General features: G+C 72.1%; 24 protein-coding genes. 21 read left to right on the plus strand and 3 right to left on the minus strand.

Going from position 1 to position 23080, the window contains the following annotated elements:
- Nucleotides 1–121: 121 nt before the first annotated feature.
- The gene (locus tag IOD14_RS09820; protein ID WP_123992006.1) at nt 122–814 is read right to left on the minus strand and encodes a response regulator transcription factor; all 693 of its coding nucleotides are present in this window, start codon (nt 812–814) and stop codon (nt 122–124) included.
- A gap of 150 nt (nt 815–964) precedes the next feature.
- Between IOD14_RS09820 and IOD14_RS09825 the strand changes: the two genes are divergently transcribed.
- The 16 genes from IOD14_RS09825 to IOD14_RS09900 all read left to right on the plus strand — a co-directional run bounded on the left by IOD14_RS09825 (nt 965) and on the right by IOD14_RS09900 (nt 14717).
- On the plus strand, nt 965–2101 hold the full coding sequence (locus IOD14_RS09825; protein ID WP_249125888.1) for a histidine kinase: 1137 nt from the start codon (nt 965–967) through the stop codon (nt 2099–2101).
- Nucleotides 2102–2240: 139 nt separating this feature from the next.
- Nucleotides 2241–3191 carry an ATP-binding cassette domain-containing protein gene (locus tag IOD14_RS09830; protein WP_123992007.1) on the plus strand — a complete coding sequence of 317 codons (951 nt, stop codon included), beginning with the start codon at nt 2241–2243 and terminating at the stop codon, nt 3189–3191.
- On the plus strand, nt 3184–3936 hold the full coding sequence (locus tag IOD14_RS09835; protein WP_160160173.1) for an ABC transporter permease: 753 nt from the start codon (nt 3184–3186) through the stop codon (nt 3934–3936). The genes IOD14_RS09830 and IOD14_RS09835 overlap by 8 nt, the downstream gene beginning before the upstream one ends.
- A 115-nt stretch (nt 3937–4051) precedes the next feature.
- A complete protein-coding gene (locus IOD14_RS09840) occupies nt 4052–4180 on the plus strand; it encodes an aborycin family tricyclic lasso peptide (RefSeq protein WP_123992009.1) in 129 nt (42 codons plus the stop codon).
- 74 nt (nt 4181–4254) lie between these two features.
- On the plus strand, nt 4255–6108 hold the full coding sequence (locus IOD14_RS09845) for a lasso peptide isopeptide bond-forming cyclase (RefSeq protein ID WP_123992010.1): 1854 nt from the start codon (nt 4255–4257) through the stop codon (nt 6106–6108).
- Nucleotides 6105–6368: a lasso peptide biosynthesis PqqD family chaperone gene (locus IOD14_RS09850; RefSeq protein WP_123992011.1), complete on the plus strand. Its 264-nt coding sequence runs from the start codon at nt 6105–6107 to the stop codon at nt 6366–6368. Before IOD14_RS09845 ends, IOD14_RS09850 begins: the two co-directional genes overlap by 4 nt.
- Complete coding sequence (locus IOD14_RS09855; RefSeq protein WP_123992012.1) at nt 6365–6853, plus strand: lasso peptide biosynthesis B2 protein; 489 nt, start codon at nt 6365–6367, stop codon at nt 6851–6853. Before IOD14_RS09850 ends, IOD14_RS09855 begins: the two co-directional genes overlap by 4 nt.
- Nucleotides 6853–7818 carry an ATP-binding cassette domain-containing protein gene (locus IOD14_RS09860; protein ID WP_123992013.1) on the plus strand — a complete coding sequence of 322 codons (966 nt, stop codon included), beginning with the start codon at nt 6853–6855 and terminating at the stop codon, nt 7816–7818. Before IOD14_RS09855 ends, IOD14_RS09860 begins: the two co-directional genes overlap by 1 nt.
- Nucleotides 7815–8684: an ABC transporter permease gene (locus IOD14_RS09865; RefSeq protein ID WP_123992014.1), complete on the plus strand. Its 870-nt coding sequence runs from the start codon at nt 7815–7817 to the stop codon at nt 8682–8684. The genes IOD14_RS09860 and IOD14_RS09865 overlap by 4 nt, the downstream gene beginning before the upstream one ends.
- Entirely contained in the window at nt 8681–9235 is a 555-nt protein-coding gene (locus tag IOD14_RS09870; protein WP_212670063.1) for a MauE/DoxX family redox-associated membrane protein, read from the plus strand. Before IOD14_RS09865 ends, IOD14_RS09870 begins: the two co-directional genes overlap by 4 nt.
- Entirely contained in the window at nt 9232–9963 is a 732-nt protein-coding gene (locus tag IOD14_RS09875) for a thioredoxin domain-containing protein (protein ID WP_212670064.1), read from the plus strand. The genes IOD14_RS09870 and IOD14_RS09875 overlap by 4 nt, the downstream gene beginning before the upstream one ends.
- On the plus strand, nt 9960–11282 hold the full coding sequence (gene mslH / locus IOD14_RS09880) for a lasso peptide C-terminal Trp epimerase (RefSeq protein WP_123992016.1): 1323 nt from the start codon (nt 9960–9962) through the stop codon (nt 11280–11282). Before IOD14_RS09875 ends, mslH begins: the two co-directional genes overlap by 4 nt.
- A 95-nt stretch (nt 11283–11377) precedes the next feature.
- The gene (locus IOD14_RS09885; protein WP_123992017.1) at nt 11378–12052 is read left to right on the plus strand and encodes a response regulator transcription factor; all 675 of its coding nucleotides are present in this window, start codon (nt 11378–11380) and stop codon (nt 12050–12052) included.
- Between the two features lie 93 nt (nt 12053–12145).
- Nucleotides 12146–13672: a tRNA (N6-isopentenyl adenosine(37)-C2)-methylthiotransferase MiaB gene (gene miaB, locus IOD14_RS09890; RefSeq protein ID WP_174269250.1), complete on the plus strand. Its 1527-nt coding sequence runs from the start codon at nt 12146–12148 to the stop codon at nt 13670–13672.
- Between the two features lie 27 nt (nt 13673–13699).
- Complete coding sequence (locus tag IOD14_RS09895; protein WP_123992018.1) at nt 13700–13999, plus strand: hypothetical protein; 300 nt, start codon at nt 13700–13702, stop codon at nt 13997–13999.
- A gap of 10 nt (nt 14000–14009) precedes the next feature.
- Nucleotides 14010–14717, plus strand: a complete 708-nt coding sequence (locus IOD14_RS09900; protein WP_123992019.1) for a class III extradiol dioxygenase subunit B-like domain-containing protein — start codon at nt 14010–14012, stop codon at nt 14715–14717.
- A gap of 104 nt (nt 14718–14821) precedes the next feature.
- On the opposite strand, the gene IOD14_RS09905 is transcribed toward IOD14_RS09900, so the two are convergent.
- Nucleotides 14822–15091, minus strand: a complete 270-nt coding sequence (locus IOD14_RS09905; protein ID WP_123992020.1) for an antitoxin — start codon at nt 15089–15091, stop codon at nt 14822–14824.
- Between the two features lie 24 nt (nt 15092–15115).
- Nucleotides 15116–15487: a hypothetical protein gene (locus tag IOD14_RS09910; protein ID WP_123992021.1), complete on the minus strand. Its 372-nt coding sequence runs from the start codon at nt 15485–15487 to the stop codon at nt 15116–15118.
- A 183-nt stretch (nt 15488–15670) separates the two neighbouring features.
- On the opposite strand from IOD14_RS09910, the gene miaA reads away from it, so the two are divergent.
- From miaA to IOD14_RS09935, 5 genes are all read left to right on the plus strand, one after another.
- Nucleotides 15671–16609 (plus strand): tRNA (adenosine(37)-N6)-dimethylallyltransferase MiaA, encoded by a 939-nt coding sequence (gene miaA, locus IOD14_RS09915; protein WP_123992022.1) that lies wholly within the window; start codon nt 15671–15673, stop codon nt 16607–16609.
- A gap of 108 nt (nt 16610–16717) precedes the next feature.
- A complete protein-coding gene (locus IOD14_RS09920; protein WP_123992917.1) occupies nt 16718–17221 on the plus strand; it encodes a hypothetical protein in 504 nt (167 codons plus the stop codon).
- 485 nt (nt 17222–17706) lie between these two features.
- Complete coding sequence (gene dapF / locus IOD14_RS09925; RefSeq protein WP_212670065.1) at nt 17707–18576, plus strand: diaminopimelate epimerase; 870 nt, start codon at nt 17707–17709, stop codon at nt 18574–18576.
- A gap of 287 nt (nt 18577–18863) precedes the next feature.
- Nucleotides 18864–21182 carry an HD domain-containing protein gene (locus tag IOD14_RS09930; protein ID WP_212670066.1) on the plus strand — a complete coding sequence of 773 codons (2319 nt, stop codon included), beginning with the start codon at nt 18864–18866 and terminating at the stop codon, nt 21180–21182.
- A 274-nt stretch (nt 21183–21456) separates the two neighbouring features.
- Nucleotides 21457–23010, plus strand: coding sequence for a M1 family metallopeptidase (locus IOD14_RS09935; RefSeq protein WP_123992025.1), 1554 nt, complete (start codon nt 21457–21459; stop codon nt 23008–23010).
- Nucleotides 23011–23080: the final 70 nt, after the last annotated feature.

Consider the following 23080-nt stretch of genomic DNA (forward strand, 5'->3'; position numbering starts at 1 on the left):
CATCCGCGCGGGAGGCGTGGGCGCGGATCGAGCGCGCTGCCCGTGAGGCCGGTCGAGAGATGTCCCGTGGCACGCACCGCGACCGATGTCGCGGTGCGCGACTGTTCAGGGGACGGAGCTGTCAGGCGGGTTGCGGGAGTACGGCGTCCGCATGGTCGCCGAAACCGGCGTCGCGGGCCCGCAGTGCGGCGGCGGCCCGGTCGTGCACCTCCAGCTTGGTGAAGATGCGGGAGACGTAATTGCGTACGGTTTTCTCGGCGAGGAACAGTCGCCGGGCGATCTGACGGTTGTTCAGACCGTCCGCGAGCAGTTTCAGTATCTCGCCCTCCCTGGCGGTCAGCCGGGAGAATTCGGGGGGCTCGGGAAGCCTTTGCATGGTGGCGAAATATTTGCTGAAGCGGGCGGCGATCGTGGGGCTGAACGCGGCGCCCCCGCGCGCCACGATGGGCAGGGACTGCAGCAGTTCCTCCGGGCTCGCGATGCGGGCCAGGTACCCGTTCACGCCGAGGCGCAGGGCGGAGACGATCACGTCGTCGTACTCGTTCTGCGACACCACGACGATCTGCGGCCGGGACTTCTCCTGACGGTATGTGGACACGACCCACGCAACGTTCCTGCAAATGGCGCGTCTGGACGACGGTTCGCCGATGATCACGACGTCGGGCCGGAGCGGGTTGCTCTTGAGACATCGAAGGCCGCGGGATTCGTCCACCGCGGCGCCGATGAGGTGGACGCTGTCGTCCTGTTCGACAATCGCTTCAAGTCCGGCCAGGAAGACGGGATCCTCACTCAGAATGAACAGGTTGATCCGCACGACTTCACACCCCCGTGGTATAAGCGTACTCGCCTGCAAAGACCGTGCCAGCCTAAGCGCACGAAGCGGCCGGTCAACGCCGAGTAAAGGCGTATGGTCGCCTTCAGGCCGAGTTGGACGTCCGTCCGATCGACCGCATAGGTTCGGCGCATGGGAGATGTCTCGCGCCGACGTCTGATCCTCCTCGACGGGGCGGCCGCCCTCGGGTTCGCCCTGCTCCCTCAGTTGATGGTGGTACGCCCCGGTACCGGCGGCACGTCCGACGGGACCACCGTCGCACTGCTCTCGCTCGCCACCGCGCTGCCGCTCGCCGTACGACGCCTGTGGCCGGTGCCGGTGTTCGCGATCGTCCTCACCGGATCCTGCGCGGCGCTGGCCGCCGGGCTCGGTCCGGCCGTCTTCCTGGCCGCCGCCTACGCCCTGTACATGGTCGCGACGACACGACGGCAACAGCTCGGGCGGTCGGCCGTGCTCGTCGGCGGGGCGAGCGCGGCGGGCGCGGCCCTGCTGACGGTGACGGGCGGCAGCAACTACCAGGGCGGCACCCTGGCGGTGCAACTGCTGTTCGGGCTGCTGGTGTTGGGGACGACGTGGGCTGCGGGGGCGGCTGTGCGGGAGCGACGCGAGAGTCTGCGGCGCACCATCGAGCAGGCGGCCGAACAGGCCAAGGTCGAGGAACGTATACGGATCGCCCGGGACATCCACGACGTCGTCACGCACAGCGTGGGCCTGATCGCGATCAAGGCCGGTGTGGCCAACCATGTCGTCGCCACCCACCCCGAGGAGGCGCGCGAGGCCCTCACCGTCATCGAGGACGTCAGCCGCCGGGCGCTGCGTGACATGCGGGCCACCCTGAAGGTGCTGCGCCGCGAGCACGGCGACGAACAGCGGGACCTCCAGCCGGTCCGCGGCATGGCGGACCTGCCCTCCCTGGTCCGTACGGCCGAGGCGGCGGGCGTCGCCGTCGACCTGCGCACCGATCACGCGGAGGAACCGCCCGACGGCGTCGCGCTGGCCGCCTTCCGCATCGTCCAGGAGGCGCTGACCAACGTCGTCAAACACGCCGCTCCGACCCGCTGTCTCGTCCGCGTCACCGCGCGGGCCGGACTGCTGACGATCGACGTCACCGACGAGGGGCCGGGGCCCGGGCACCGGGCGACCGTCCCCGGCGGCGGGATGGGGCTCGTCGGGATGAAGGAACGGGTCGCCGCGCACGGCGGCACCCTCACCGCGGGGCCCCGACCCGGCGCGACGGGCTTCCACGTCCTCGCGACACTGCCGTATTGAGGACGGCCCGGAGCCGCGTACCGAAAGTGTGGCCGAAAAGGAATTCATACCCCGGTATGAGTCCGGGCCGTGAAACCGTCCCTCCCCGTCCCGACCCCGGTCCGATGTCTCCGACGTCCGGCGCGGCCAGACTCGTCGTGTGATTGACGTCCAGAACCTGACGAAACGGTATGGGCAGGCCACCGTCGTGGACGGCCTGACCTTCACGGTGCGGCCCGGAGCCGTCACCGGCTTCCTCGGACCGAACGGCGCCGGGAAGTCGACCACGATGCGGATGATGCTGGGCCTGACCCGCCCGGACACCGGAACGGCCCGGATCGACGGGCGCGCCTACGTCGACCTGACCTACCCCCTCCGGCACGTCGGCGCCCTGCTGGAGACCTCGGCCCCGCACCGCGGCCTGACCGCCCGCGACCATCTGCGCTGGCTCGCCCAGAGCAACCGGATCGCCCAGGGCCGGGTCGGCCAGGTGCTGGAGACGGTCGGGCTGGCGGACGCGGCCCGGCGCAGGATCGGCACCTTCTCCCTGGGAATGGGTCAACGGCTGGGCCTCGCCGCGGCGTTGCTCGGCGACCCGCCCGTCCTGGTGCTCGACGAACCGGTCAACGGACTGGACACGGAAGGCATCCGCTGGCTGCGCGACCTGCTGCGCTCGATGGCCGACGAGGGCCGTACCGTCCTCATCTCCAGCCACCTGATGACGGAGATGGCCCTGGTCGCCGATCACCTGGTCGTCATCAGCCGCGGCCAACTCCTGGCGGACACCGGCATGTCGGAGTTCCTCGCCCGCCACGGAAGCTCCTACGTCCGGGTTCGCACCCACGAACCCGACCGGCTCGCAAGGGAGCTGGTGAGCGGAGGTGCCACCGTGACACGCATCCCCGGCGGCGGCCTCGACGTCGTCGGCATGCCGGCCGCGGACGTCAGCCGGATCGCCGCGAAGGGCGGCTTCCCGCTCGACGAACTGAGCACCCACGCCGGGTCGTTGGAGGACACCTTCCTCGGGGTCATCGGCGAGGCGGGCGCGGCCCGCAGCGCAGGCGTCGACACAGGCATCACCGGTGAGGAAGGCAGGGACTCCCGTGTCTGAGACACTCGCGGCCGTACGCGCCGAGACCACCAAGCTGCGCGGCATCCGCGGCACCCAGGTGTCGCTGCTGCTGTTCGCGGTGGTCAGCATCCTCATCGCGGCCCTCGGCGGCTGGTCAGCGAAGAACGCGCTGGAGTCCGACAACCCGAGCCTGCGCTCCGACTTCACCCCCGAGCAGGCCGGCCTCGACGGCATCCTCTACGGCCAGTTGGCGCTGATCGTGTTCGGGGTGCTCGTCGTCACCAGCGAGTACACGTCCGGGATGATGCGCGTCTCCCTGCTCGCGGTGCCCCGGCGCGGACGCCTCTACGCGGCGAAGATGAGCGTCACCGCCCTGGCGGCCCTCACCGTCTCCGTCCCGGTCACCCTCCTCGGCTACCTCGTCACGCAGGCGGCGCTCGGGTCCCACGGCTCCTCGCTCGGCGCGAGCGGCGTCCTGCGCGCCCTGGCCGGCTCCGTCGTCTATCTGACCCTGATGTGCCTGTTCGCGGCCGGTATCGCGGCCGTCGCCCGCAGCGCCGTCGTACCGCTGGCCATCCTTCTGCCGATGGTGCTCGCCGGGACGCACATCCTGTCGCTCATCGGAGCGACCAAGGAGATGTCCCGCTACTTCCCGGACCAGGCCGGAAACGAACTGCTCACCGTCGACTCCCCGCACACCGCCTTCGGGTTCACGGTGCTGCTCGCCTGGACCGTCGCCGCCGTCGGATGGGGATGGGTACGGCAGCGGCGGTGGGACAGCTGACAGGACCGGCATAGGACAACTGCCCCATGCTCTTGGGACATTCAGCCCCGTAGCTTCCCTGACAGATCACGGGCCGAACAGGTCGGCCCGAACGATCCGACACGGGAGGACATCCATGTCCGCGATTTACGAGCCCCCCATGCTGCAGGAAGTCGGCGACTTCGACGAGCTCACGAAGTGTCTCGGCGTCGGAAGCTGCAACGACTTCGCCGGCTGCGGCTACGCGATCGTCTGCTTCTGGTGATCACCTCCGGTGCCGGTGCGTTCACGCGCACCGGCACCATCCGGGGGCAACGAGGGGACGGGGAACGAGGCGACATGGAATTCGTGGTGCTTCCGGATCATCCGGGCGCTGCCGCGCTGGCCGGCCGGCTGCGAGGGAAACGGCGCGTCGACCACGCGTCAGGGCGACCCTGGATCGTCGGCGACTGGCGCGAGACCGAGGTCACCACGGTCGAGGCGGGCCCACGCCGACTGGTCGTGCTGGGACACACCCGGCTCGACGAGACCACCACGACGGCCGCGCTCGGCAGGCTGCGCTCGCTGCACGACGCCGACGGGATCGCCTCCCGGCTGCCCGGCGTCTTCCACCTGGCGGTTTCCGCGGACGGCAAGACCCGCGTGCAGGGTTCGGTCGTCGGTGTACGACAGATCTTCACGGCCGTCCTCGACGGCGTGACCATAGCCGCGAGCGGACTGGAGCCGCTGCTCCGGCTGACCGGCGCCGACCTCGACGAGAGCGTGCTCGCCGCCCGCCTGCTGGCCCCCGGCGGTCCGCCCTGGCCGCTCGCCCAGCGCCCCGTCCGGCGTGGCATCACACCCCTGACCACCGGCCACTGGCTGGAACTGGACAGGGACGGCCGGGCCCGGCAGATCCGCTGGTGGGAACTGGCGGAGCCGACTCTCGGCCTCGCCGAGGGAGCGGCCGCCGTCCGCTCGGCGCTGGACGACGCGATCACCGCCCGGGTCACCGCGGGCGGCACCCTCAGCGCCGACCTGTCCGGCGGCCTGGACTCCACCTCACTGTGCTTCCTCGCCCACGCGGCGGGAGCCGACCTGGTCACCTACCACGTGATGCCGATCGACAGCGCCAACGCGGACACCGTATGGGCCCGCAGGGCCGCGGAGTCCCTCCCGGCCGCCCGGCACCACATGCTCTCCGCCGACCGCGCCGAGAACCTGTTCGACGTCGGGTACACCGCCGACCTCGTGGGCGCGGCCCCGGAAGGGCCCTCGACCTGGGCCTCCGGACTCGCCCACATCCAGGACCTGGCCAAGCGGGCCACGGCGGAGGGCGCCACGCTGCACCTGACCGGCTTCGGCGGCGACGAGTTGTTCGGCCGGATGCCGGCCTGCGCCTGGTCCCTGGCCCGCGCCACACCGGTCGACGGGCTGCGGCTGGTCAACCGCTACCGGCTCGCCAACCGCTGGCCGTGGCGGGCGACGTTGCGGGCGCTGCTGGACCGGTCGACGTTCACACAGAACCTCGGCGCGGTCGCCGCCCGCATCGACACCCCGCCCCCGCCCGTCGACGAGCCCGACTTCGGCTGGGTGTTCGCGCCCCGCCTGCCCGCCTGGGCCACCCCGGACGCCGTGGCCGCGGTCCGTGACCTGCTCGTCGAGGCCGCCATGGAGGGGCCGGGGCCGTTGGACGCCGACCGGGCCCGGCACCAGGCGCTCGCCTCGCTGGTCTTCGAGGGAACCACCGTCCGCCAGGTCAACACCGCCCTCGCGGGCACCGGTATCGCCTGGGACGCGCCCTTCCTCGACGACCGGGTGGTGGAGGCCGCCCTGGCCACCCGGATCGACCAGCGCCTGCTCGGCGGCCGGTTCAAGCCACTGCTCACCACGGCCGTACGGGGCCTCGTCCCCGCCGACGTCCTGGACCGCCGCGACAAGGGCGAGTTCAGCGCGGAGGCGTTCCGGGGCCTGGCCCGCAACCGGGCCCGGATCCTGGAGCTCTGCGAGGACTCGCGGCTCGCCCGGCTCGGGCTCATCGACCCGGGGGCCTTCCGTTCCGCGGTGCTGAATCCGGGGCCGATGTCCCATCACCTCATGCCGATCGACACCACGGTGGGCTGCGAGAGCTGGCTGAGGACGCATCCGCAGACGCGTCCTGAGTCGCACCCCCTGCCCCCCGCCCAGGACCCGCACTCGGGAGAACTCGGATGAAGCTGACCCTCGCCCGCGACGTCACCCTCACCGTCGTCGACACGGGCGCCGTGCTGCTCGACGGGCGCCGCGGCCGCTACTACCAGCTCAACCACTCCGGCGCCGGAGTCCTGCGCCAACTCCTCGACGGGGACGCGCCCGACACGGCCGCCGCCGGCCTGTGCGCCGCGGCCCCGGTCAGCGACGCCCAGGCACGGCAGGACGTCCAGGCCCTCATCGACGCGCTCAGCGCGGCCCATCTCGTGGAGGTCGCCTCGTGACCACCCCCGCCGTGGCCGAACAGGCCCCGCGGCTGCCGTGGCACCGGCAGTTCGCCCCCCGGTGCGCGGCCGGCGCGGCCCGCCTGCTGGTCCAGCTGCCCCCGGCTCGCCTGCACCGCGTGCTGCGCGTGCTCAGCAAGGGGTCCCGCCCCGCCGGATACGCCGAGGTGGCGCGGGCCCGCCGGGCCGTCGTCTCGGTCAGCACCCGCTGCGCGGGCCTCGGCTGCCTCCAGCGCTCCGTGGCCACCGCCCTGCTGTGCCGCACGCGCGGCCGGTGGGCCGACTGGTGCACCGGATTCAGGACGGAGCCGTTCGGCGCACACGCCTGGGTGGAGGTCGACGGGCGGCCGGTGGACGAGCCCGGCGAACTCAGCGCGTTCCGCACGGTCCTGGCCGTGCGCCGCCCGAGCGAGCGCCCACGTTCGTCCGGCGAGAGCCCCGGTCAGTCCGGCGAGAGCCCGGGCCGCATCGACGGGAGCCGCTGATGACGGCGATCCGGGCCGAGGGCCTCTACGCGTACTACGGGACCACGGCGGCCGTGAACGGCCTCGACCTGACCGTGCCCACGGGCAGTGTGTACGGCTTCCTCGGGCCGAACGGCGCGGGCAAGACGACCACCATCAACATGCTGATCACCCTGCTGCGTCCCACCGCCGGCCGTGCCGAGGTGGCGGGCTTCGACGTCGCCACCCGGCCCGCCGAGGTCCGCCGCCGGATCGGCATCGTGTTCCAGGAGTCGACCCTCGACCTGGACCTCTCCGCCGCCGAGAACCTCCGTTTCCAGGCCGACCTGTGCGGCCTGTCCCGCCGCGCCGGAAGCAGGGCCATCGACTCGCTGCTCGACCTGATGGACCTGTCCGAGCGCCGCAGGGTGCCCGTACGGCAGTTCTCCACCGGCCTGCGCCGTCGCCTGGAGATCGCCCGCGGCCTGCTCGCCGAGCCCCTCGTGCTGTTCCTCGACGAGCCGACGACCGGCCTGGACGCCCAGACCCGCGCCGCGGTCTGGGACCATCTGGAGCGGCTCCGGCGGGAGCGGGGCATCACGGTCTTCGTCACCACCCACCAGCTGGACGAGGCCGAGCACTGCGACCGGATCGCGATCGTCGACCGGGGCAAGGTGGTCACCGAGGGCACACCCGCGGACCTCAAGTCCGTCATCGGGGCCGACCTCGTCGCCCTGCGCACCGAGGACGACAAGCGCGCCGCCGAAGCCCTGCGCGAGCGGTTCGGCCTCACCGCGGAGCCCACCCCGGACGGCCTGCTGTTCCGGGTCGAGCGAGCCGCCGCCCTCGTGCCCCGCCTGTGCACCGAACTCGGCGTGACCGTGCGCGAGGTGAGCATCGACCCGCCCACGCTCGACGACGTCTTCCTGCACCACACCGGTCTGGCCATCCGGGAGGCCGCGGCCGGCCCGCGCACGCTCGGCAACCTCGGGGAAGGACTGCGATGACCCGGACCGACACCGCACCGGCCGCGCTCGCCGGCGGCACCGCCTCGACGCCGCCGGCCGAACGGTCCCGCCACCCCGCACGCCCCGTCGTGCTGCTGTGGCGGCGCGAGATGATCCGCCTGCGGCACAACCCCGTGCGGCTGGCCATGGGACTCGTGACGCCCCTGCTGTTCCTCGTCGTCCTCGGCACCGGTCTCGACGCGGCGTCGTCCAGTCTCGGGAAGGCACAGCTCAACGACTACCGGGCCTATCTGTTCCCCGGCACGCTGGTCATGTCGGTGCAGGCCCCGGCGATCGCCGTGGGCATCTCCCTGGTGTGGGACCGCAGGCTGGGAGTGCTGCGCCAGATGCTCGTCGCTCCGTTCCCGCGCGCCGCCATCATCTTCGGCCTCGCCCTCGGCGGCGCCACCACGGGTGCGGTCTACGGCCTCATGGTGCTGTCCGTCGGCGGCATCGCGAACATCCGCTACACGCCCATGCTGCTGGTCGTGCTGCTCGAACTCCTGCTGGTCTCGCTCATGTTCACCTCGCTCGGACTGCTCGCCGCCGTCACCATCCGGCAGGTCGACACCTTCCAGGTCGCGGTGAACCTGAGCCTGATGCCGCTGATGTTCTTCTCCGGCGCGATGTTCCCGCCCAACGGCCTGCCCGGCTGGCTGGACACCGTCGTTAAGCTCAACCCGCTGACGTACGGCGTCGACGCGGTCCGCCGGACCCTGCCCGGTCCGGACGTGCTCACCTCGGAGCAGACACGGCTGATGCTCGGCGGCTGGCACCCGCCCGTCGTCGCCGAGCTGGGCATGATGGCCGCCCTCACCGCGCTCGCCCTCGGGTTCGCGGGCTACCGATTCTCCCGAACGTCATGAGCGGGGAAGGACAGCGCACGGTCGACGTCATGACGACCGGGGCGACGAGAACGGCCGACACCCGGCCGGCGACCCGGACCCGGGCGGGCCTGGTGCGGCTGGCGGCGCGGCTGACGCTGGCAGCGGTCCTCGCCTACGCCGCTCTGGTGAAGGTGGGGGACCTCACGGAGGCCGGACGCACGGTCGCCCTCTACCGGATCGTGCCCGACGATCAGGCCCAACTCATCGGTGGCGTCCTGCCGTTCGTCGAACTGGCGATCGCGCTCCTGCTCGCGGCCGGGCTGGCGACCAGGGTGGCGGCGGTGGGCTCGGCCGTCCTGCTGGTTGTCTACGTCGCGGCCATCGCCTCGGTGTGGGCGCGGGGCATGTCCATCGACTGCGGGTGCTTCGGCGGCGGGGGCACGCTCAGCGACGGCGCCGAGCGCGGCTACGCGATCGACATCGCGCGCGACCTGGTGCTGCTCGGTGCGGCCGCCCTCCTGATCCGCAACCCGCGCACTCCGTACGCGCTGGACAGCTGGGTCCTGGACCCGAAGGAGCGAGAAGCATGACGGACACACGGACGACGGACGCCATGGTGCGGGAGATGGTGCACCAACGGCAGCGGCGGCGGCGCACGATGGTGGTGTCGCTGGTGGCCGTGGTGGTGGTCGTCGCCGCCGCGCTGGTCGGCGCGGGCCTGGTCCGGGCCAACAACACCGCTCCGGACAAGGCGCCGAGCCGCGTGCCGGCCGGGGTCGCAGCCGACAAGTCGGGTGTGGCGGCCTCCACCGGCGCCGTCCGAGTCGACATCTACCTCGACTACCTCTGCCCCGAGTGCCGCCGCACCGAACGGGCCCTGAACTCGGCACTGGACGGCCTGCGTTCGCGCGGCGGGGTGAGCGTCGTCTACCACCCGGTCGCCTTCCTCGACGACCGCAGCGAACCCGCGGGCTACTCGACGCGGGCGGCCTCCGCGGCGGCCTGTGCGGCAGACGCGGGGAGGTTCGAGGAGTACTCCACCGTCCTGTTCGCGAAGCAACCCGCCGAACAGGGCCCCGGGCTCAGTGAGGCCCAACTGATCGCCGCGGGCAAGGAGGCCGGTATCACCCGGGATTCCTTCGCGCGCTGCGTCGAGGACGCCCCGTTCCGGCCCTGGGTGCAGTACGTGTCCGACCTGGCCGCTTCCCGCAAGGTGGCGCTGACGCCCACCGTCACGGTGGAGGGCAGCCGCATCGACGTCACCGGCTCCGACCCCGGCGCCGCGCTCACCCGTGAGGTCACGGAGGCCCGAGGATGAGCCGGCTGACGGTGGCCCTCTCGGGCGACTGCATGGTGACGCGAGGAGGACTGATCACCTCCGACCCGGCCGCCGGACGGCTCCGCGAGCTGCTGCACGGCGCGGACTTCGCCGTCACCAATCTGGAGGTCGTCCCCAGCGAGGGACGCGGGCATCCCGTGCACAACGCGGCCGGCGGCGGCTGCCTGATCGCGGACTCCCCTGTGCTCGACGAGATCACGGCGGCCGGATTCTCCGTGCTGGGCTGCGCCAACAACCACGCCATGGACCTGGGAACGGAGGGCGTGCTCGGCACCGTGGACCTGCTGCGGGCGCGGCGGATCCCGTACGCCGGCATCGGTGCCGACCTCACGGGCGCGCGCCGGCCCGTCTACGCCGACCGGCCGGGCGGCAGCCTGGCGTTGCTCTCCTGCACCGCGACGTTCCTGCCCGGCCAGGAAGCGGCCGACCCGTCACCGGAGCTGTCCGGCCGCCCCGGCCTCAACCCGTTGCGGCACACGGCGACCATGCTGGTCACGGCGGCTCAGATGGACGCGCTGCGGACGATCGACGCCGAGACGGGCCTTCGGGCCCGCCGGGCCGAGGCCCGTACCCTCCTCGGAGTCGATCCCGCCCTCCTCGGCCCCGACCGGCTCGCCCTGTTCGGTACCCGCTTCCGGACGGCGGACGCGCCGGGCTTCACGACCGAGTGCGATCCGCGCGACCTGGACGAGATCTCCCGCTGGGTCGGCGAGGCCCGGCTGCGCGCGGACCTCGTCGTGGTGAGCGTGCACTCCCACGAGCCAGGCCCGACGCCCGAGACACCGGGCGAGTTCCTGCGCGCGTTCGCCCACCGGATGATCGACGAGGGCGCCGACGCCGTGGTCGGACACGGGCCGCACTTCCTGCGCGGAGTGGAGCTGTACCGGAACAAGCCGATCTTCTACAGCCTGGGCAACATCGTCAGCCAGATCGAACTGACCGACCGCGTCTCCGCCGAGGACTACGCCAAGGCCCCCGCGGAACAGCCCCTCACCCCCGGCCGCTACTACGACCGGCTCAGCGGCCACGGCACCCGGCTGTTCGCCCCGCATCCCCGCTACTGGCAGTCGCTCGTGCCGGTCCTCACCTTCGACGACGGCACCCTGACGGCGGCCCGTCTGCACCCGATCGACCTGGGCTTCGGCCTGCCGGTCCACCGCCGTGGCCGCCCTCGGCTGGCCGACCGGACCGAGGCCGAGAAGACCCTCACCGACGTCGCTCAGCTGTCCCAGCCGTACGGTACGACGGTCGAGGTCAGGGACGACGGCACCGGGGAGCTGATGCTCGAGGTGGCGTGAAAGGCTGTACGGCGCAGTCGAGTTGGTGAGGGAACCCCGTTAAAGTGGCGCATATCGTCAACCCCCGCATGCGGACGAGGATCGAGGATCACGCAATGGCCGAGGCGGTCCGGGTCCTGATCGCGGACGACCAGGCGCTGCTGCGCGGGAGCTTCCGGGTCCTGGTCGACTCCACGCCCGGCATGGAGGTCGTCGGCGAGGCGGGGGACGGCGCCACGGCCGTACGGCTCACCCGCGCGCTCGTCCCGGACGTCGTCCTCATGGACCTCCGTATGCCCGTCATGGACGGGATCGCGGCCACCCGGGAGATCTGCGCCGACGAGGAGCTCTCGGGTGTCCGTGTGCTGGCCCTGACCATGTTCGACATGGACGAGTACGTCTATCCGGCGCTCCAGGCGGGTGCCAGCGGCTTCATGCTCAAGGACGCCTCGCCGTCCGACCTGGTCAACGGCATCCGGGTCATCGCCACGGGTGAGGGTGTCCTGGCCCCGACCGTCACCCGGCGCCTCATCGCCGACTTCTCCCGCCGCAGTGGGACGGCGCGTCCGGCTCCCCGGCTCATCGGCCTGACCAACCGGGAACAGGAAGTCCTCGTGCTGATCGCCAACGGACTGTCCAACCACGAGATCTCCGAACGCCTCGTCATCAGCATGCCCACGGTGAAGACCCACGTCGGCAGCCTCCTGGCCAAGCTGCACGCCCGGGACCGCGCGCAGCTGGTCATCATCGCCTACGAGAGCGGCCTGGCCGAGCGGGGCATGCCGGCCTGATCGCCGTCCGAGCGGGCCCGGGCTCACAGCCCTTGCTGTGCCGTCCGCAGGCGGCCGGGCCTCGCGTCCTCCGCGAGCGCCTACCCTTGAGCCATGACCAGCAGCAGCGACCGGAGCCCGGCAGTGGACGTTCCCTCTTCGAAGACGTATGAAGTGCGCACCTACGGGTGCCAGATGAACGTCCACGACTCCGAGCGATTGTCCGGGCTGCTGGAGGAGGCGGGATACGTGCCCGCGCCGGAGGGCTCCGACGGGGACGCCGACGTCGTCGTCTTCAACACCTGCGCGGTGCGGGAGAACGCCGACAACCGGCTCTACGGCAACCTCGGCCGGCTCGCGCCCAGGAAGGCCTCGCGGCCCGGCATGCAGATCGCGGTCGGCGGCTGTCTCGCGCAGAAGGACCGCGACACCATCGTCAAGAAGGCCCCCTGGGTCGACGTCGTCTTCGGCACGCACAACATCGGCAAGCTGCCCGTCCTGCTGGAACGCGCGCGCGTGCAGGAGGAGGCGCAGGTCGAGATCGCGGAGTCGCTGGAGGCGTTCCCGTCCACCCTGCCCACCCGGCGCGAGAGCGCCTACGCGGCCTGGGTGTCGATCTCCGTCGGCTGCAACAACACCTGCACCTTCTGCATCGTCCCGGCGCTGCGCGGCAAGGAGAAGGACCGCCGCACCGGCGACATCCTCGCCGAGATCGAGGCCCTGGTCGGCGAGGGCGTCTCCGAGATCACACTGCTCGGGCAGAACGTCAACGCGTACGGCTCCGACATCGGCGACCGTGAGGCCTTCAGCAAGCTGCTGCGGGCCTGCGGCACCATCGACGGCCTGGAGCGCGTCCGCTTCACCTCGCCCCACCCCCGTGACTTCACCGACGACGTGATCGCGGCGATGGCCGAGACGCCGAACGTCATGCCGCAGCTGCACATGCCGCTCCAGTCCGGCTCGGACACCGTCCTGAAGGCGATGCGCCGCTCCTACCGCCAGGACCGCTACCTCGGGATCATCGAGAAGGTCCGCGCCGCCATGCCGGACGCCGCGATCTCGACCGACATCATCGTGGGCTTCCCCGGCGAGACCGAGGAGGACTTCGAGCAGACCATGCACGTGGTCCGCGAGGCCCGCTTCACCAACGCCTTCACCTTCCAGTACTCCAAGCGCCCCGGTACCCCCGCGGCGACCATGGAGGGGCAGATCCCCAAGGAGGTCGTGCAGTCGCGCTACGAGCGCCTCGTCGCCCTCCAGGAGGAGATCTCCTGGGAGGAGAACAAGAAGCAGGTCGGCCGCACCCTGGAGCTGATGGTCGCCGAGGGCGAGGGCCGCAAGGACGGCGCCACCCACCGCCTGTCCGGCCGCGCGCCCGACAACCGCCTGGTCCACTTCACCAAGCCCGACGAGGACGTCCGCCCCGGCGACGTGGTCACGGTCGAGATCACCTACGCCGCCCCCCACCACCTCCTCGCCGAGGGCACCGTCCTCGGTGTGCGCCGCACGCGCGCGGGGGACGCGTGGGAGAAGCGGAACACGGCCGAGGCCGCCCAGCCCGCGGGTGTCATGCTGGGCCTCCCGAAGATCGGGGTTCCCGAGCCGCTGCCGGCGGCCACGGGCGGTTGCGCGGCGCACTGAGCGGGACACAGGGGACGGGGGCAGGCCATGGCGCGCTGGGTGGTCGTCGTGCAGTCCGGTGCCGAGGGCGGCTCCGACTACAGCTGCGAGGAGGTCGTCCGCTTCGAGGACACCCTGGAGCAGGCCCGCGCCCGCCTCTACGAGATCGCCTGCACGCAGCGCCCCCGCGCGGGGCTGCGCCAGAAGCACCGCGAGGTCTTCCGGATCGGTGAGGGCGACGCCTACTACGTGCGCATCCAGGGCAGGATGTCCACGTTCGCCGTGACCTACCACCTCGCCGAGCAGGTCTGGAGCAGCGACCCCGAACCGAAGAACCCCTGGCGATAGGCTCCTGACCATGCTTGTCGCCGCCGCCGTCTGCCCCTGCCCGCCCCTCCTCGTGCCCGAGGTCGCCGCGGGCGCCGCGCCCGAACTGGACGCCGCGCGGGCCGCGTGCACGGACGCGCTGGGTGTGCTTGCGGCCGCCCGGCCCGATCTTCTCGTGGTCGTCGGACCCGCCGATCAGAGCGGGCGCGGGGTGCTGCCGGAGGGGACCCGCGGGTCGTTCCGCGGTTTCGGTGTGGAGGTCGACGTACGACTGGGCCGGGACGGGGACTCGGAGCGCGAACTGCCGACCTCTCTCGCCGTCGGCGCCTGGCTCCTGGAGCGCACCGGCTGGTCCGATGCCCCGATCGAGGGACTCGGAGTGGGGGAACCCCTGGAGCCCGAGCGGTGTATCGAGACGGGAAGGGGAATCGCCGCCCGGGCCGAGCGGGTGGCACTGCTGGTGATGGGCGACGCCAGCGCCTGCCGCACACTCAAGGCACCCGGCTACCTGGATGAGCGCGCGGCCCCCTTCGACGCGGAGGTCGCGCGTGCGCTCGGCGCGGCCGACGTGGCGGCCCTGCGCGCGCTGGACGCGGAGCTGGCGTACGAACTGAAGGCCTCCGGCCGGGCCTGCTGGCAGCTCCTCGCGGGCGCGGCCGAGGGTGCGGACCTCGGCGGCTCGCTGCTGTACGAGGACGCGCCCTACGGCGTGGGGTACGTGGTCGCGACCTGGTCCTGACGCCGGGGGAGGAGCCGCAGGCCCCGTGGCGGGCCGGTTGCCGAACGGCGGACGGCCGCAGGCGTCGTGCCCCGCGGCCGTCCGTCGGTGTGCCGTGCCGCCGCTCAGGAGGCGTGCGGCGGTGAGGTCGGCGGCGCGCTGCCGCCGCCCGGTCCCTGCGTGCCGTCCCTGTGCGCGAGTCGGTCCATGGCGTCCTTGGCCTTGCCGGTGCCCGTCTGGATCCTGTCGCTGTACTTGCCCTTGGTCTTCTCGTCAACGACCTTCGCGGCCTTGTCGAGACCGTGCTGGATCCTGCCTCCGTGCTGCTGCGCGAGACCGGAGACCTTGTCCTTGGCCGGGTTGAGCTTGGCCTTCAAATTGTTCAACAGACCCATCGTTCGCCTTCCCACGCGGGACAGTTACGTACGGGCGCCCTCGCCGGCCTCATGGTCGGCCGCCTCCTCGGCGGACTGCTGCTTGGGGATCCCGACGCCATCGGCGGCAGCGTCCTCGACGGCCTCCGTCGCCGTCGATCCGTCCGTGTCCTCGGCCGTCCCGGTGACCTCGACCGGGGTCTTGTCCTCGGCCTCGCTCTCCGTCCCGGCGTCGGCCGTGACCTCGGCCTTGACGTCCACCTCGGCCTTGACGTCGGCCTCGGTGTCGGTCGGTCCCTTCGCTTCTGCCGCCTCCTCCGCCGTGGGCTCGGCCGTCCGGATGTCGGCCTGCGTCTCGGCGGTCGACGCCTCCTCCGTGGCCTTCGACCTTCGGAGAAGTCGTGCGAAAACACCCATATCCGCTCCATACGTTACTCGTGCGGGGGAAATCCCGCGTCGTCCGGTGCGCCCGTTTGCGCCCCCCGGATCGCCGCCTCTGTGAACAGGCGGGCGGAAACCACGCAACTGGCAACGACGCCGGACCCGGGTCGTCACGTAACTCGTTCGTGGCGGTGCCTCGACGTTTGCGAGACTGGAGCGGTGAGCAGCGCACCCCCCGCCCCCCGCGTCATCGCCGTCGTCGGACCCACAGCGGCCGGAAAGTCCGATCTGGGCGTCTTTCTCGCCCAGCGACTGGGAGGCGAGGTCGTCAACGCCGACTCCATGCAGCTCTACCGAGGGATGGACATCGGCACCGCCAAGCTGACGCCCGCGGAACGCGACGGCGTCCCGCACCACCTCCTGGACATCTGGGACGTGACCGTCACAGCGTCCGTGGCCGAGTACCAGCGGCTGGCCCGCGCCAGGATCGACGCACTGCTCGCCGAGGGGCGCTGGCCGATCCTCGTCGGCGGCTCCGGGCTGTACGTCCGCGGCGCCGTCGACAACCTGGAGTTCCCCGGTACCGATCCCGAGGTCAGGGCCCGTCTGGAGGAGGAGCTCGTCCTGCGCGGCTCCGGCGCGCTGCACGCCCGCCTCTCCGCCGCCGACCCCGGGGCCGCGCGGGCGATCCTGCCCAGCAACGGCCGTCGTATCGTCCGGGCCCTCGAGGTGATCGAGATCACCGGCAAGCCCTTCACCGCCAACCTCCCCGGTCATGACTCCGTCTACGACACCGTCCAGATCGGCGTCGACGTGGCCAGGCCCGAGCTCGACGAGCGCATCGCGCGCCGGGTGGACCGGATGTGGGAGGCGGGCCTCGTGGACGAGGTGCGGGAGCTGGAGGCGCGCGGGTTGCGCGAGGGGCGCACGGCCTCGCGTGCGCTCGGGTATCAGCAGGTGCTCGCGGCGCTCTCCGGGGAGTGCACGATGGAGGACGCGCGGGCTGAGACCGTACGTGCCACGAAACGCTTCGCGCGCCGTCAGGATTCATGGTTCAGGCGCGACCCGCGGGTGCACTGGTTGAGTGGGGCTGCGGCGCACCTCACAGAACTTCCGCAGCTCGCACTGGCGTTGGTCGAACGACCGGTCACAGCCTGATCACGTCATGGCATCGGGACGCTCCGGCCGTCATCCCGGCCTCCGGCGCCGTGCCATCATCGAGCTTCGATCGACCAAGTGGAGTCCGAGTTGGGAGGGCGCGTGGCGATGGAGGCCGGCCCTCGCGACACCGCACAAGGCACCGAGCCCCTCACCGTCGAGAACGGTGAACCGGAGCAGGACGCTGACCGTCTGAGCCCCGACGGGCCCGACGACACCCAGGGCGGTGTGACCGACGACGGCCCCGACCCCGAGCAGATGTTCCCGGGCGGGGAAGAGGTCGAGGTCGAGCTGCGCCCCCAGCGTCGGCTGCGGATCTGGCAGCTCGCCCCCATCGTCTCGCTGGCCGCGGTCGGCTCCCTGATGTTCGCCTTCCCGCTGGCCTTCGACTTCGGCGACAGCGGAGCGGTGATCGCGATGCTGGGCCTGCTGATCTGCTCCTGTGCGGCCGGCTGGGGCATGATGGCCGCGCGCCGCGTTGGTTACACGTGGCCGGGACTGCCGCGGCGCGGCGAGGACCGCAGGGCCGACTGGCGGGTCGTACTCGCGTACGTCCTGCTCGTGGCCGTGGTGGTCGTCCTCGCCGTGTGGCGGGTGGCAAGACTGCGCTGACGCGAGCCTCTGAGGCGCGCGGGGCAGTCCCCCGCGAGCCTCTGAGGCGCGCGGGGGACTGCGCGCCCAGGGCACCGGTCCCGGTCGACGAGCGGGGCCTCTGGGGGGCGCGGGGGACTGCACGCGCAGCGCACCGGCCCTGGTCGACGAGCCGGGCCCCGAGGGGCGCGGGGGACTGTGTGCCCGGCCCACCGGCCAGAGGCCGACGAGCTGCGTTCTCTGGGGGACTCGGGGGACTCAGGGGACTGCGCGCGTAGTGCACCGGCGCCCGGCCGACGAGCCGGGCCCCTGAGGGACGCCGGGGGACTGTGTGCCTAGCCCACCACCCGGAGGCCGACGAGCTGCGTTCCCTGGCGGACTCAGGGAACTGCGCGCCCGGCCCACCGGCCCCCGGCCGACGAGCCGGGCTCCTGAGGGGCGCGGGGGACTGTGTGCCCGGCCCACCGCCCACCGGCCGACGGGCCGCGTTCCCTTACGATCGAGGAATGCGCACCCGGATCGCCTTCCTCAAGGGCCACGGCACCGAGAACGACTTCGTGATCGTCCCGGACCCCGAGAACGCCCTCGACCTGCCCCCCGCCGCCGTCGCCGCCCTGTGCGACCGCCGGGCCGGCATCGGCGGTGACGGCCTGCTCCACGTCGTACGGTCCGCCGCGCATCCCGAGGCCGCGCACATGGCCGGCGAGGCCGAGTGGTTCATGGACTACCGCAACGGCGACGGCTCCGTCGCGGAGATGTGCGGCAACGGCGTACGCGTCTTCGCCCGCTACCTCCAGCACGCCGGGCGCGTCACCGAGGGTGACCTCGCGGTGGCCACCCGCGGGGGCGTGAAGACCGTGCACATCGCGAAGGACGGTGACGTCACCGTGGGCATGGGCAAGGCTCTGCTCCCCGAGGGGGATGTCACGGTGAGTGTCGGCGACCGCAGCTGGCCCGCACGGAACGTGAACATGGGCAACCCGCACGCCGTGGCCTTCGTGGACGATCTCGCGCACGCCGGTGACCTGTACTCCCCGCCTCCCTTCAGCCCGGCCGCCGCCTACCCGAGCGGGGTCAACGTCGAGTTCGTGGTCGACCGCGGCCCGCGCCACGTGGCCATGCGTGTGCACGAGCGCGGGTCGGGCGAGACCCGGTCCTGCGGCACGGGCGCGTGCGCCGTCGCCGTGGCCACGGCCCGCAGGGACGGCGCCGACCCGGCGGCCACCGGCAGCCCGGCCACCTACACCGTCGATGTGCCCGGCGGCACCCTGGTGATCACCGAACAGGCCGACGGCGAGATCGAGATGACGGGCCCCGCCGTGATCGTCGCCGAGGGCGAGATCGACGCCGACTGGCTTGAAAACGCGGTTCGTTGACCATATGAATCGCAATGATCAAGGGGGTGAAGGCGTGGAAACGCAGCCTCCGACCCCTTGTGCGATTCGGAACCACGGACAGTCGCAGGTCACATGGCGTGAAATCGTAAACCTACAAACCTTCGCTCGAATGGGTGATCCGTTTCACGCTCGCCGAGAGGCGGTCAGTCGGGCGTGATGGGCTCGGTAGCATCAAGCACCGGCCCGGACGGGGGACAGATGCCATCCCCTGAGCCGTGTCCGCCATGGGGCACCCCGTCCGCCGGTCCACGCAGCCGGAGGTGCCCATGAGTGCGGAGGCGACGAACCCCGCGACCCCAGGTCCGGTAGCAGGCCCGGCCGCCCGTTGGCGGGCGCGGATCGACCTGCGCCGACTGGGCCGTGCCGCGCTGCTCGGCCCCGCCGCCCGGGACCGGCTGCCCGACGCCATCGGCCATGTCGCCGACGCCCACCGCGCCCACCACCCCGACGCCGACCTCGAACCCCTGCGACGCGCCTGGGTCCTGGCCGAGTCCTCGCACCGCGGTCAGATGCGCAAGAGCGGTGAGCCGTACATCACACATCCGCTCGCCGTGACCCTGATCCTCGCCGAACTCGGCGCGGAGACCACGACCTTGACGGCCTCGCTGCTCCACGACACCGTCGAGGACACCGACGTGACGCTCGATCAGGTCGGCGAGGAGTTCGGCGCGGAGGTCCGCTTCCTCGTCGACGGTGTCACCAAGCTGGAGAAGGTCGACTACGGCGCCGCCGCCGAGCCCGAGACCTTCCGCAAGATGCTCGTCGCCACCGGCAACGACGTGCGCGTGATGTCGATCAAACTCGCCGACCGGCTGCACAACATGCGCACCCTCGGCGTGATGCGCCCGGAGAAACAGGCCCGCATCGCCAAGGTCACCCGCGACGTCCTCATCCCGCTCGCCGAACGCCTCGGGGTCCAGGCCCTCAAGACGGAACTGGAAGACCTGGTCTTCGCGATCCTCCACCCCGAGGAGTACGAGCACACCCGCGAGCTGATCGTCGACAACGCCTCCCGCGCGGACGACCCGCTCGCCGAGATCGCCGACGAGGTGCGGGGCGTGCTGCGCGAGGCCGGGATCCAGGCCGAAGTCGTCATCCGGCCACGCCACTTCGTCTCCGTGCACCGGACGGCCCGCAAGCGCGGCAGGCTGCGCGGCGCGGACTTCGGGCGGTTGCTGGTCCTGGTCGGCGAGGACGCGGACTGTTACGCCGTCCTCGGCGAACTGCACACCTGTATGACCCCGGTCGTCTCCGAGTTCAAGGACTTCATCGCCGTACCGAAGTTCAACCTGTACCAGTCGCTGCACACCGCGGTGGCCCGCGGTGACGGGCAGGTCGTCGAAGTCCTCATCCGCACCCACCAGATGCACAAGGTCGCCGAGGCCGGCGTCGTCGCGCTCGGCAATCCCTACGTGGGCCCTCCCGAAGAGCCGAGCGCGCTCGACGGCGAGCGCGTGGACCCCACCCGGCCCGGCTGGCTCTCCCGCCTGCTCGACTGGCAGGCGGCCGCGCCCGACGCCGACACCTTCTGGTCCACCCTGCGCGAGGACCTCGCCCAGGACCGCGAGATCACCGTCTTCCGCCCCGACGGTGGCACCCTGGGGCTGCCCGAGGGCGCGACCTGTGTGGACGCCGCGTACGCGCAGTACGGCGAGGACGCGCACGCGTGCCTCGGTGCCCGCGTCAACGGCCGTCTGGCGACCCTGAGCACCGTCCTGAAGGACGGGGACACCGTCCAGCTCCTCATGGGACAGGACCCGGCCGCCGAGCCCTCCAAGGAGTGGCTGGAGCACGCGCACACGCCCGCCGCCCGGATCGCCATCCAGCGGTGGATCGCGACGCATCCTTCGCACGAGACGGCGGAGGGGGAGGAGGCCGAGGAGCGGGGCGGGACGGTCGACGCGACCCCGGCCGCCAAGGCCGAGGACCTGCGGGAGACGCAGGTCGGGCCGGTCGGCCAGGTCGCGCGGGGTGATGCGGATCCCGTCCGGACCGCCGCCACGGAGTCGCGGGCTGCCGACACACCCGACAGCGGGGGCCGGATCACCGCCGAGGCGCGGGCCTCCGTCGGCCCGGACCCCGCCGACCCGGCCGCCGACCGCGCGGGTGCCGATCTCCCGGCCGCCGACCGTCCGGGAGCCGCCGTCACCCTCATCGACCCGCCCGGCGCGACCGTACGACTGGCCGGCTGCTGCACACCCGTACCGCCCGACGAGATCACCGGCTTCGCCGTGCGCGGGGGAGTGGTCACCGTGCACCGCGTCGAGTGCGCAGCGGTCGACCGAATGAAGGGCGTGGGCCGCAGAGAGGTGGGCGTGCGCTGGGGCGACACCGCAGAGTGCCGGGTCACGCTGTACGCGGAATCGTTCGGCCGCCCGCACCTCCTCGCCGACCTCACCGAGGCCATGGCGGGCGAGGGCGCCGAGATCGTCTCCGCGACCGTCGAACCACCCAGCCAGCAGCGGGTACGCCACACATACACGGTCCAACTGCCGGACGCGGCCCTGCTCCCCGCGCTGATGCGGGCGATGCGGAACGTGGCGGGCGTGTACGACGTGAGCAGGGCGCAGACGCTCGGGGGGTGACGGAGCGTCAAGGGTCGCGGGGGAGCGGGGGCTGTGCAGGTCTGGCTGTCGTGCGCCGGTAGGTGTTCCAGGAGCAGGAGCAGGAGCAGGAGCAGGAGCAGGAGCCGGAGCAGGAGCCGGAGCGGGCTCTGTGGGTCGAAAGCTGAGCTTCTCACGCGCGCGTGAGGGGCAGCAGGACCGCACGCGTCGCCTCAACGGGACCGGAAGACCCCGTTCGAGTGGGCCGGTCGCGCGTCGCCGCCGTGGCGCACGTGCGCGCTGGTAGCGGTGGTGCATGCCGCTCACCCCCCGCACTCACGCCGGCCCCGCCCACCTGCACCTCAGCCCCGCCAGCCGGCCGGGCGGCGACGCCCTCCGTCGCCGTACCGGAAGCTCCCGTCGGCGCAGGGCGGCCGGGCTGCTCGCCTCCGCCGTCTGCGTCTGTCTGCTCGCCGCGAGCGCCCCGGCCGCGCCGCTCGGTGTCGGTGACCGCCTCTTCCCGCAGCTCGGCAACCCCGGCTACGACGTGGCGTCGTACGACCTCTCCTTCACCTATCCCGGCAGCAACAGCAAGCCGCTCACGGCCGTCACCACCATCGACGCCTGGACGACCACCGAACTCGACCGCGTCAACCTCGACTTCGCGCACGGCGAGGTCCAGTCGGTGGACGTCGACGGACGGCCCGCGGCCTTCACGGGCGCCGGCGAGGACCTCGTGATCACGCCCGACGAACCGCTGCCCGCCGGCAGCTGGATGCGGATCACCGTCCGGCACACGAGCGACCCCGTGTCCGCCGCGGACCGGGACGGCGGCTGGGTGCGCACCGCGGACGGGCTCGCCATGGCCAACCAGGCCGACGCCGCCCACCTGGTGTTCCCGTGCAACGACCATCCCTCGGACAAGGCGATGTTCACCATCCGGGTGACCGCACCCGACGGCTACACGGCCGTCGCCAACGGCCTGCCGACCGACGTGGACCGCGTCGGCCGGGCGACCACCTGGACGTACCGCACCCAGCACCCCATGGCCACCGAGCTGGCGCAGGTGTCCATCGGCCGCTCCACCGTGCTGCACCGCAGCGGACCGCACGGACTGCCCGTCCGGGACGTCGTGCCCGCGAAGGACCGCGCCGCGCTCGAACCCTGGCTCGAGAAGACCCCCGGCCAGCTCGCCTGGATGGAGGGCAAGGTCGGGCCGTACCCCTTCGAGACGTACGGCATCCTCATGGCCGCCGCCGACACCGGCTTCGAGTTGGAAACTCAAACCCTTTCTCTCTTCGAGAAGGATCTCTTCACCGAGCCCGCCTACCCCAAGTGGTACGTCGAGTCGATCATGGTCCACGAGCTCGCCCACCAGTGGTTCGGCGACAGCGTCAGCCCGCGCACCTGGTCCGACGTGTGGCTCAACGAAGGACACGCCACCTGGTACGAGGCCCTCTACGCGGAGGAGAAGGCGGGCCGCACCCTGGAGGCCCGCATGAAGGCCGCATACGGCGCCTCCGACCGCTGGCGCGCCGCCGGCGGACCGCCCGCCGCCCCCAAGGCGCCGAAGCCCGGCCAGAAGATCAGCATCTTCCGGCCGAACGTCTACGACGGCGCGGCCCTGGTCCTCTACGCCCTGCGCCAGGAGATCGGCCGCCGGTCCTTCGAGAGCCTGGAACGGGCCTGGGTGCGGGAACACCGGGACGGCACGGCGTCGACCGCCGACTTCGTGCGCCTCGCCTCCCAGATCTCCGGACGCGACCTCGGCGGCTTCCTCCAGGGGTGGCTCCACGCCGAGAAGACCCCGCCGATGCCCGGCCACCCGGACTGGAAGGCCGTGACACCCGCCGTCGCACCCGTGAAATAAGGCGGTGACGAGACGCCCCGTACCGTGCGACCATCTTCAGGTCGGCGCGGCACGGGGCGCGGGAATCTCC

The organism is Streptomyces sp. A2-16 (assembly GCF_018128905.1).
Classification (GTDB): Bacteria; Actinomycetota; Actinomycetes; order Streptomycetales; family Streptomycetaceae; genus Streptomyces.

Coding starts and splice junctions, on each gene's coding strand:
- IOD14_RS09825 (WP_249125888.1), top strand. CDS start 965: ATGGGAGATGTCTCGCGCCGACGTCTGATCCTCCTCGACGGGGCGGCC.
- IOD14_RS09840 (WP_123992009.1), top strand. CDS start 4,052: ATGTCCGCGATTTACGAGCCCCCCATGCTGCAGGAAGTCGGCGACTTC.
- IOD14_RS09845 (WP_123992010.1), top strand. CDS start 4,255: ATGGAATTCGTGGTGCTTCCGGATCATCCGGGCGCTGCCGCGCTGGCC.
- IOD14_RS09850 (WP_123992011.1), top strand. CDS start 6,105: ATGAAGCTGACCCTCGCCCGCGACGTCACCCTCACCGTCGTCGACACG.
- IOD14_RS09860 (WP_123992013.1), top strand. CDS start 6,853: ATGACGGCGATCCGGGCCGAGGGCCTCTACGCGTACTACGGGACCACG.
- IOD14_RS09865 (WP_123992014.1), top strand. CDS start 7,815: ATGACCCGGACCGACACCGCACCGGCCGCGCTCGCCGGCGGCACCGCC.
- IOD14_RS09870 (WP_212670063.1), top strand. CDS start 8,681: ATGAGCGGGGAAGGACAGCGCACGGTCGACGTCATGACGACCGGGGCG.
- IOD14_RS09875 (WP_212670064.1), top strand. CDS start 9,232: ATGACGGACACACGGACGACGGACGCCATGGTGCGGGAGATGGTGCAC.
- mslH (WP_123992016.1), top strand. CDS start 9,960: ATGAGCCGGCTGACGGTGGCCCTCTCGGGCGACTGCATGGTGACGCGA.
- IOD14_RS09885 (WP_123992017.1), top strand. CDS start 11,378: ATGGCCGAGGCGGTCCGGGTCCTGATCGCGGACGACCAGGCGCTGCTG.
- miaB (WP_174269250.1), top strand. CDS start 12,146: ATGACCAGCAGCAGCGACCGGAGCCCGGCAGTGGACGTTCCCTCTTCG.
- IOD14_RS09895 (WP_123992018.1), top strand. CDS start 13,700: ATGGCGCGCTGGGTGGTCGTCGTGCAGTCCGGTGCCGAGGGCGGCTCC.
- IOD14_RS09900 (WP_123992019.1), top strand. CDS start 14,010: ATGCTTGTCGCCGCCGCCGTCTGCCCCTGCCCGCCCCTCCTCGTGCCC.
- IOD14_RS09905 (WP_123992020.1), bottom strand. CDS start 15,091: ATGGGTCTGTTGAACAATTTGAAGGCCAAGCTCAACCCGGCCAAGGAC.
- IOD14_RS09910 (WP_123992021.1), bottom strand. CDS start 15,487: ATGGGTGTTTTCGCACGACTTCTCCGAAGGTCGAAGGCCACGGAGGAG.
- IOD14_RS09920 (WP_123992917.1), top strand. CDS start 16,718: ATGGAGGCCGGCCCTCGCGACACCGCACAAGGCACCGAGCCCCTCACC.
- dapF (WP_212670065.1), top strand. CDS start 17,707: ATGCGCACCCGGATCGCCTTCCTCAAGGGCCACGGCACCGAGAACGAC.
- IOD14_RS09930 (WP_212670066.1), top strand. CDS start 18,864: ATGAGTGCGGAGGCGACGAACCCCGCGACCCCAGGTCCGGTAGCAGGC.
- IOD14_RS09935 (WP_123992025.1), top strand. CDS start 21,457: ATGCCGCTCACCCCCCGCACTCACGCCGGCCCCGCCCACCTGCACCTC.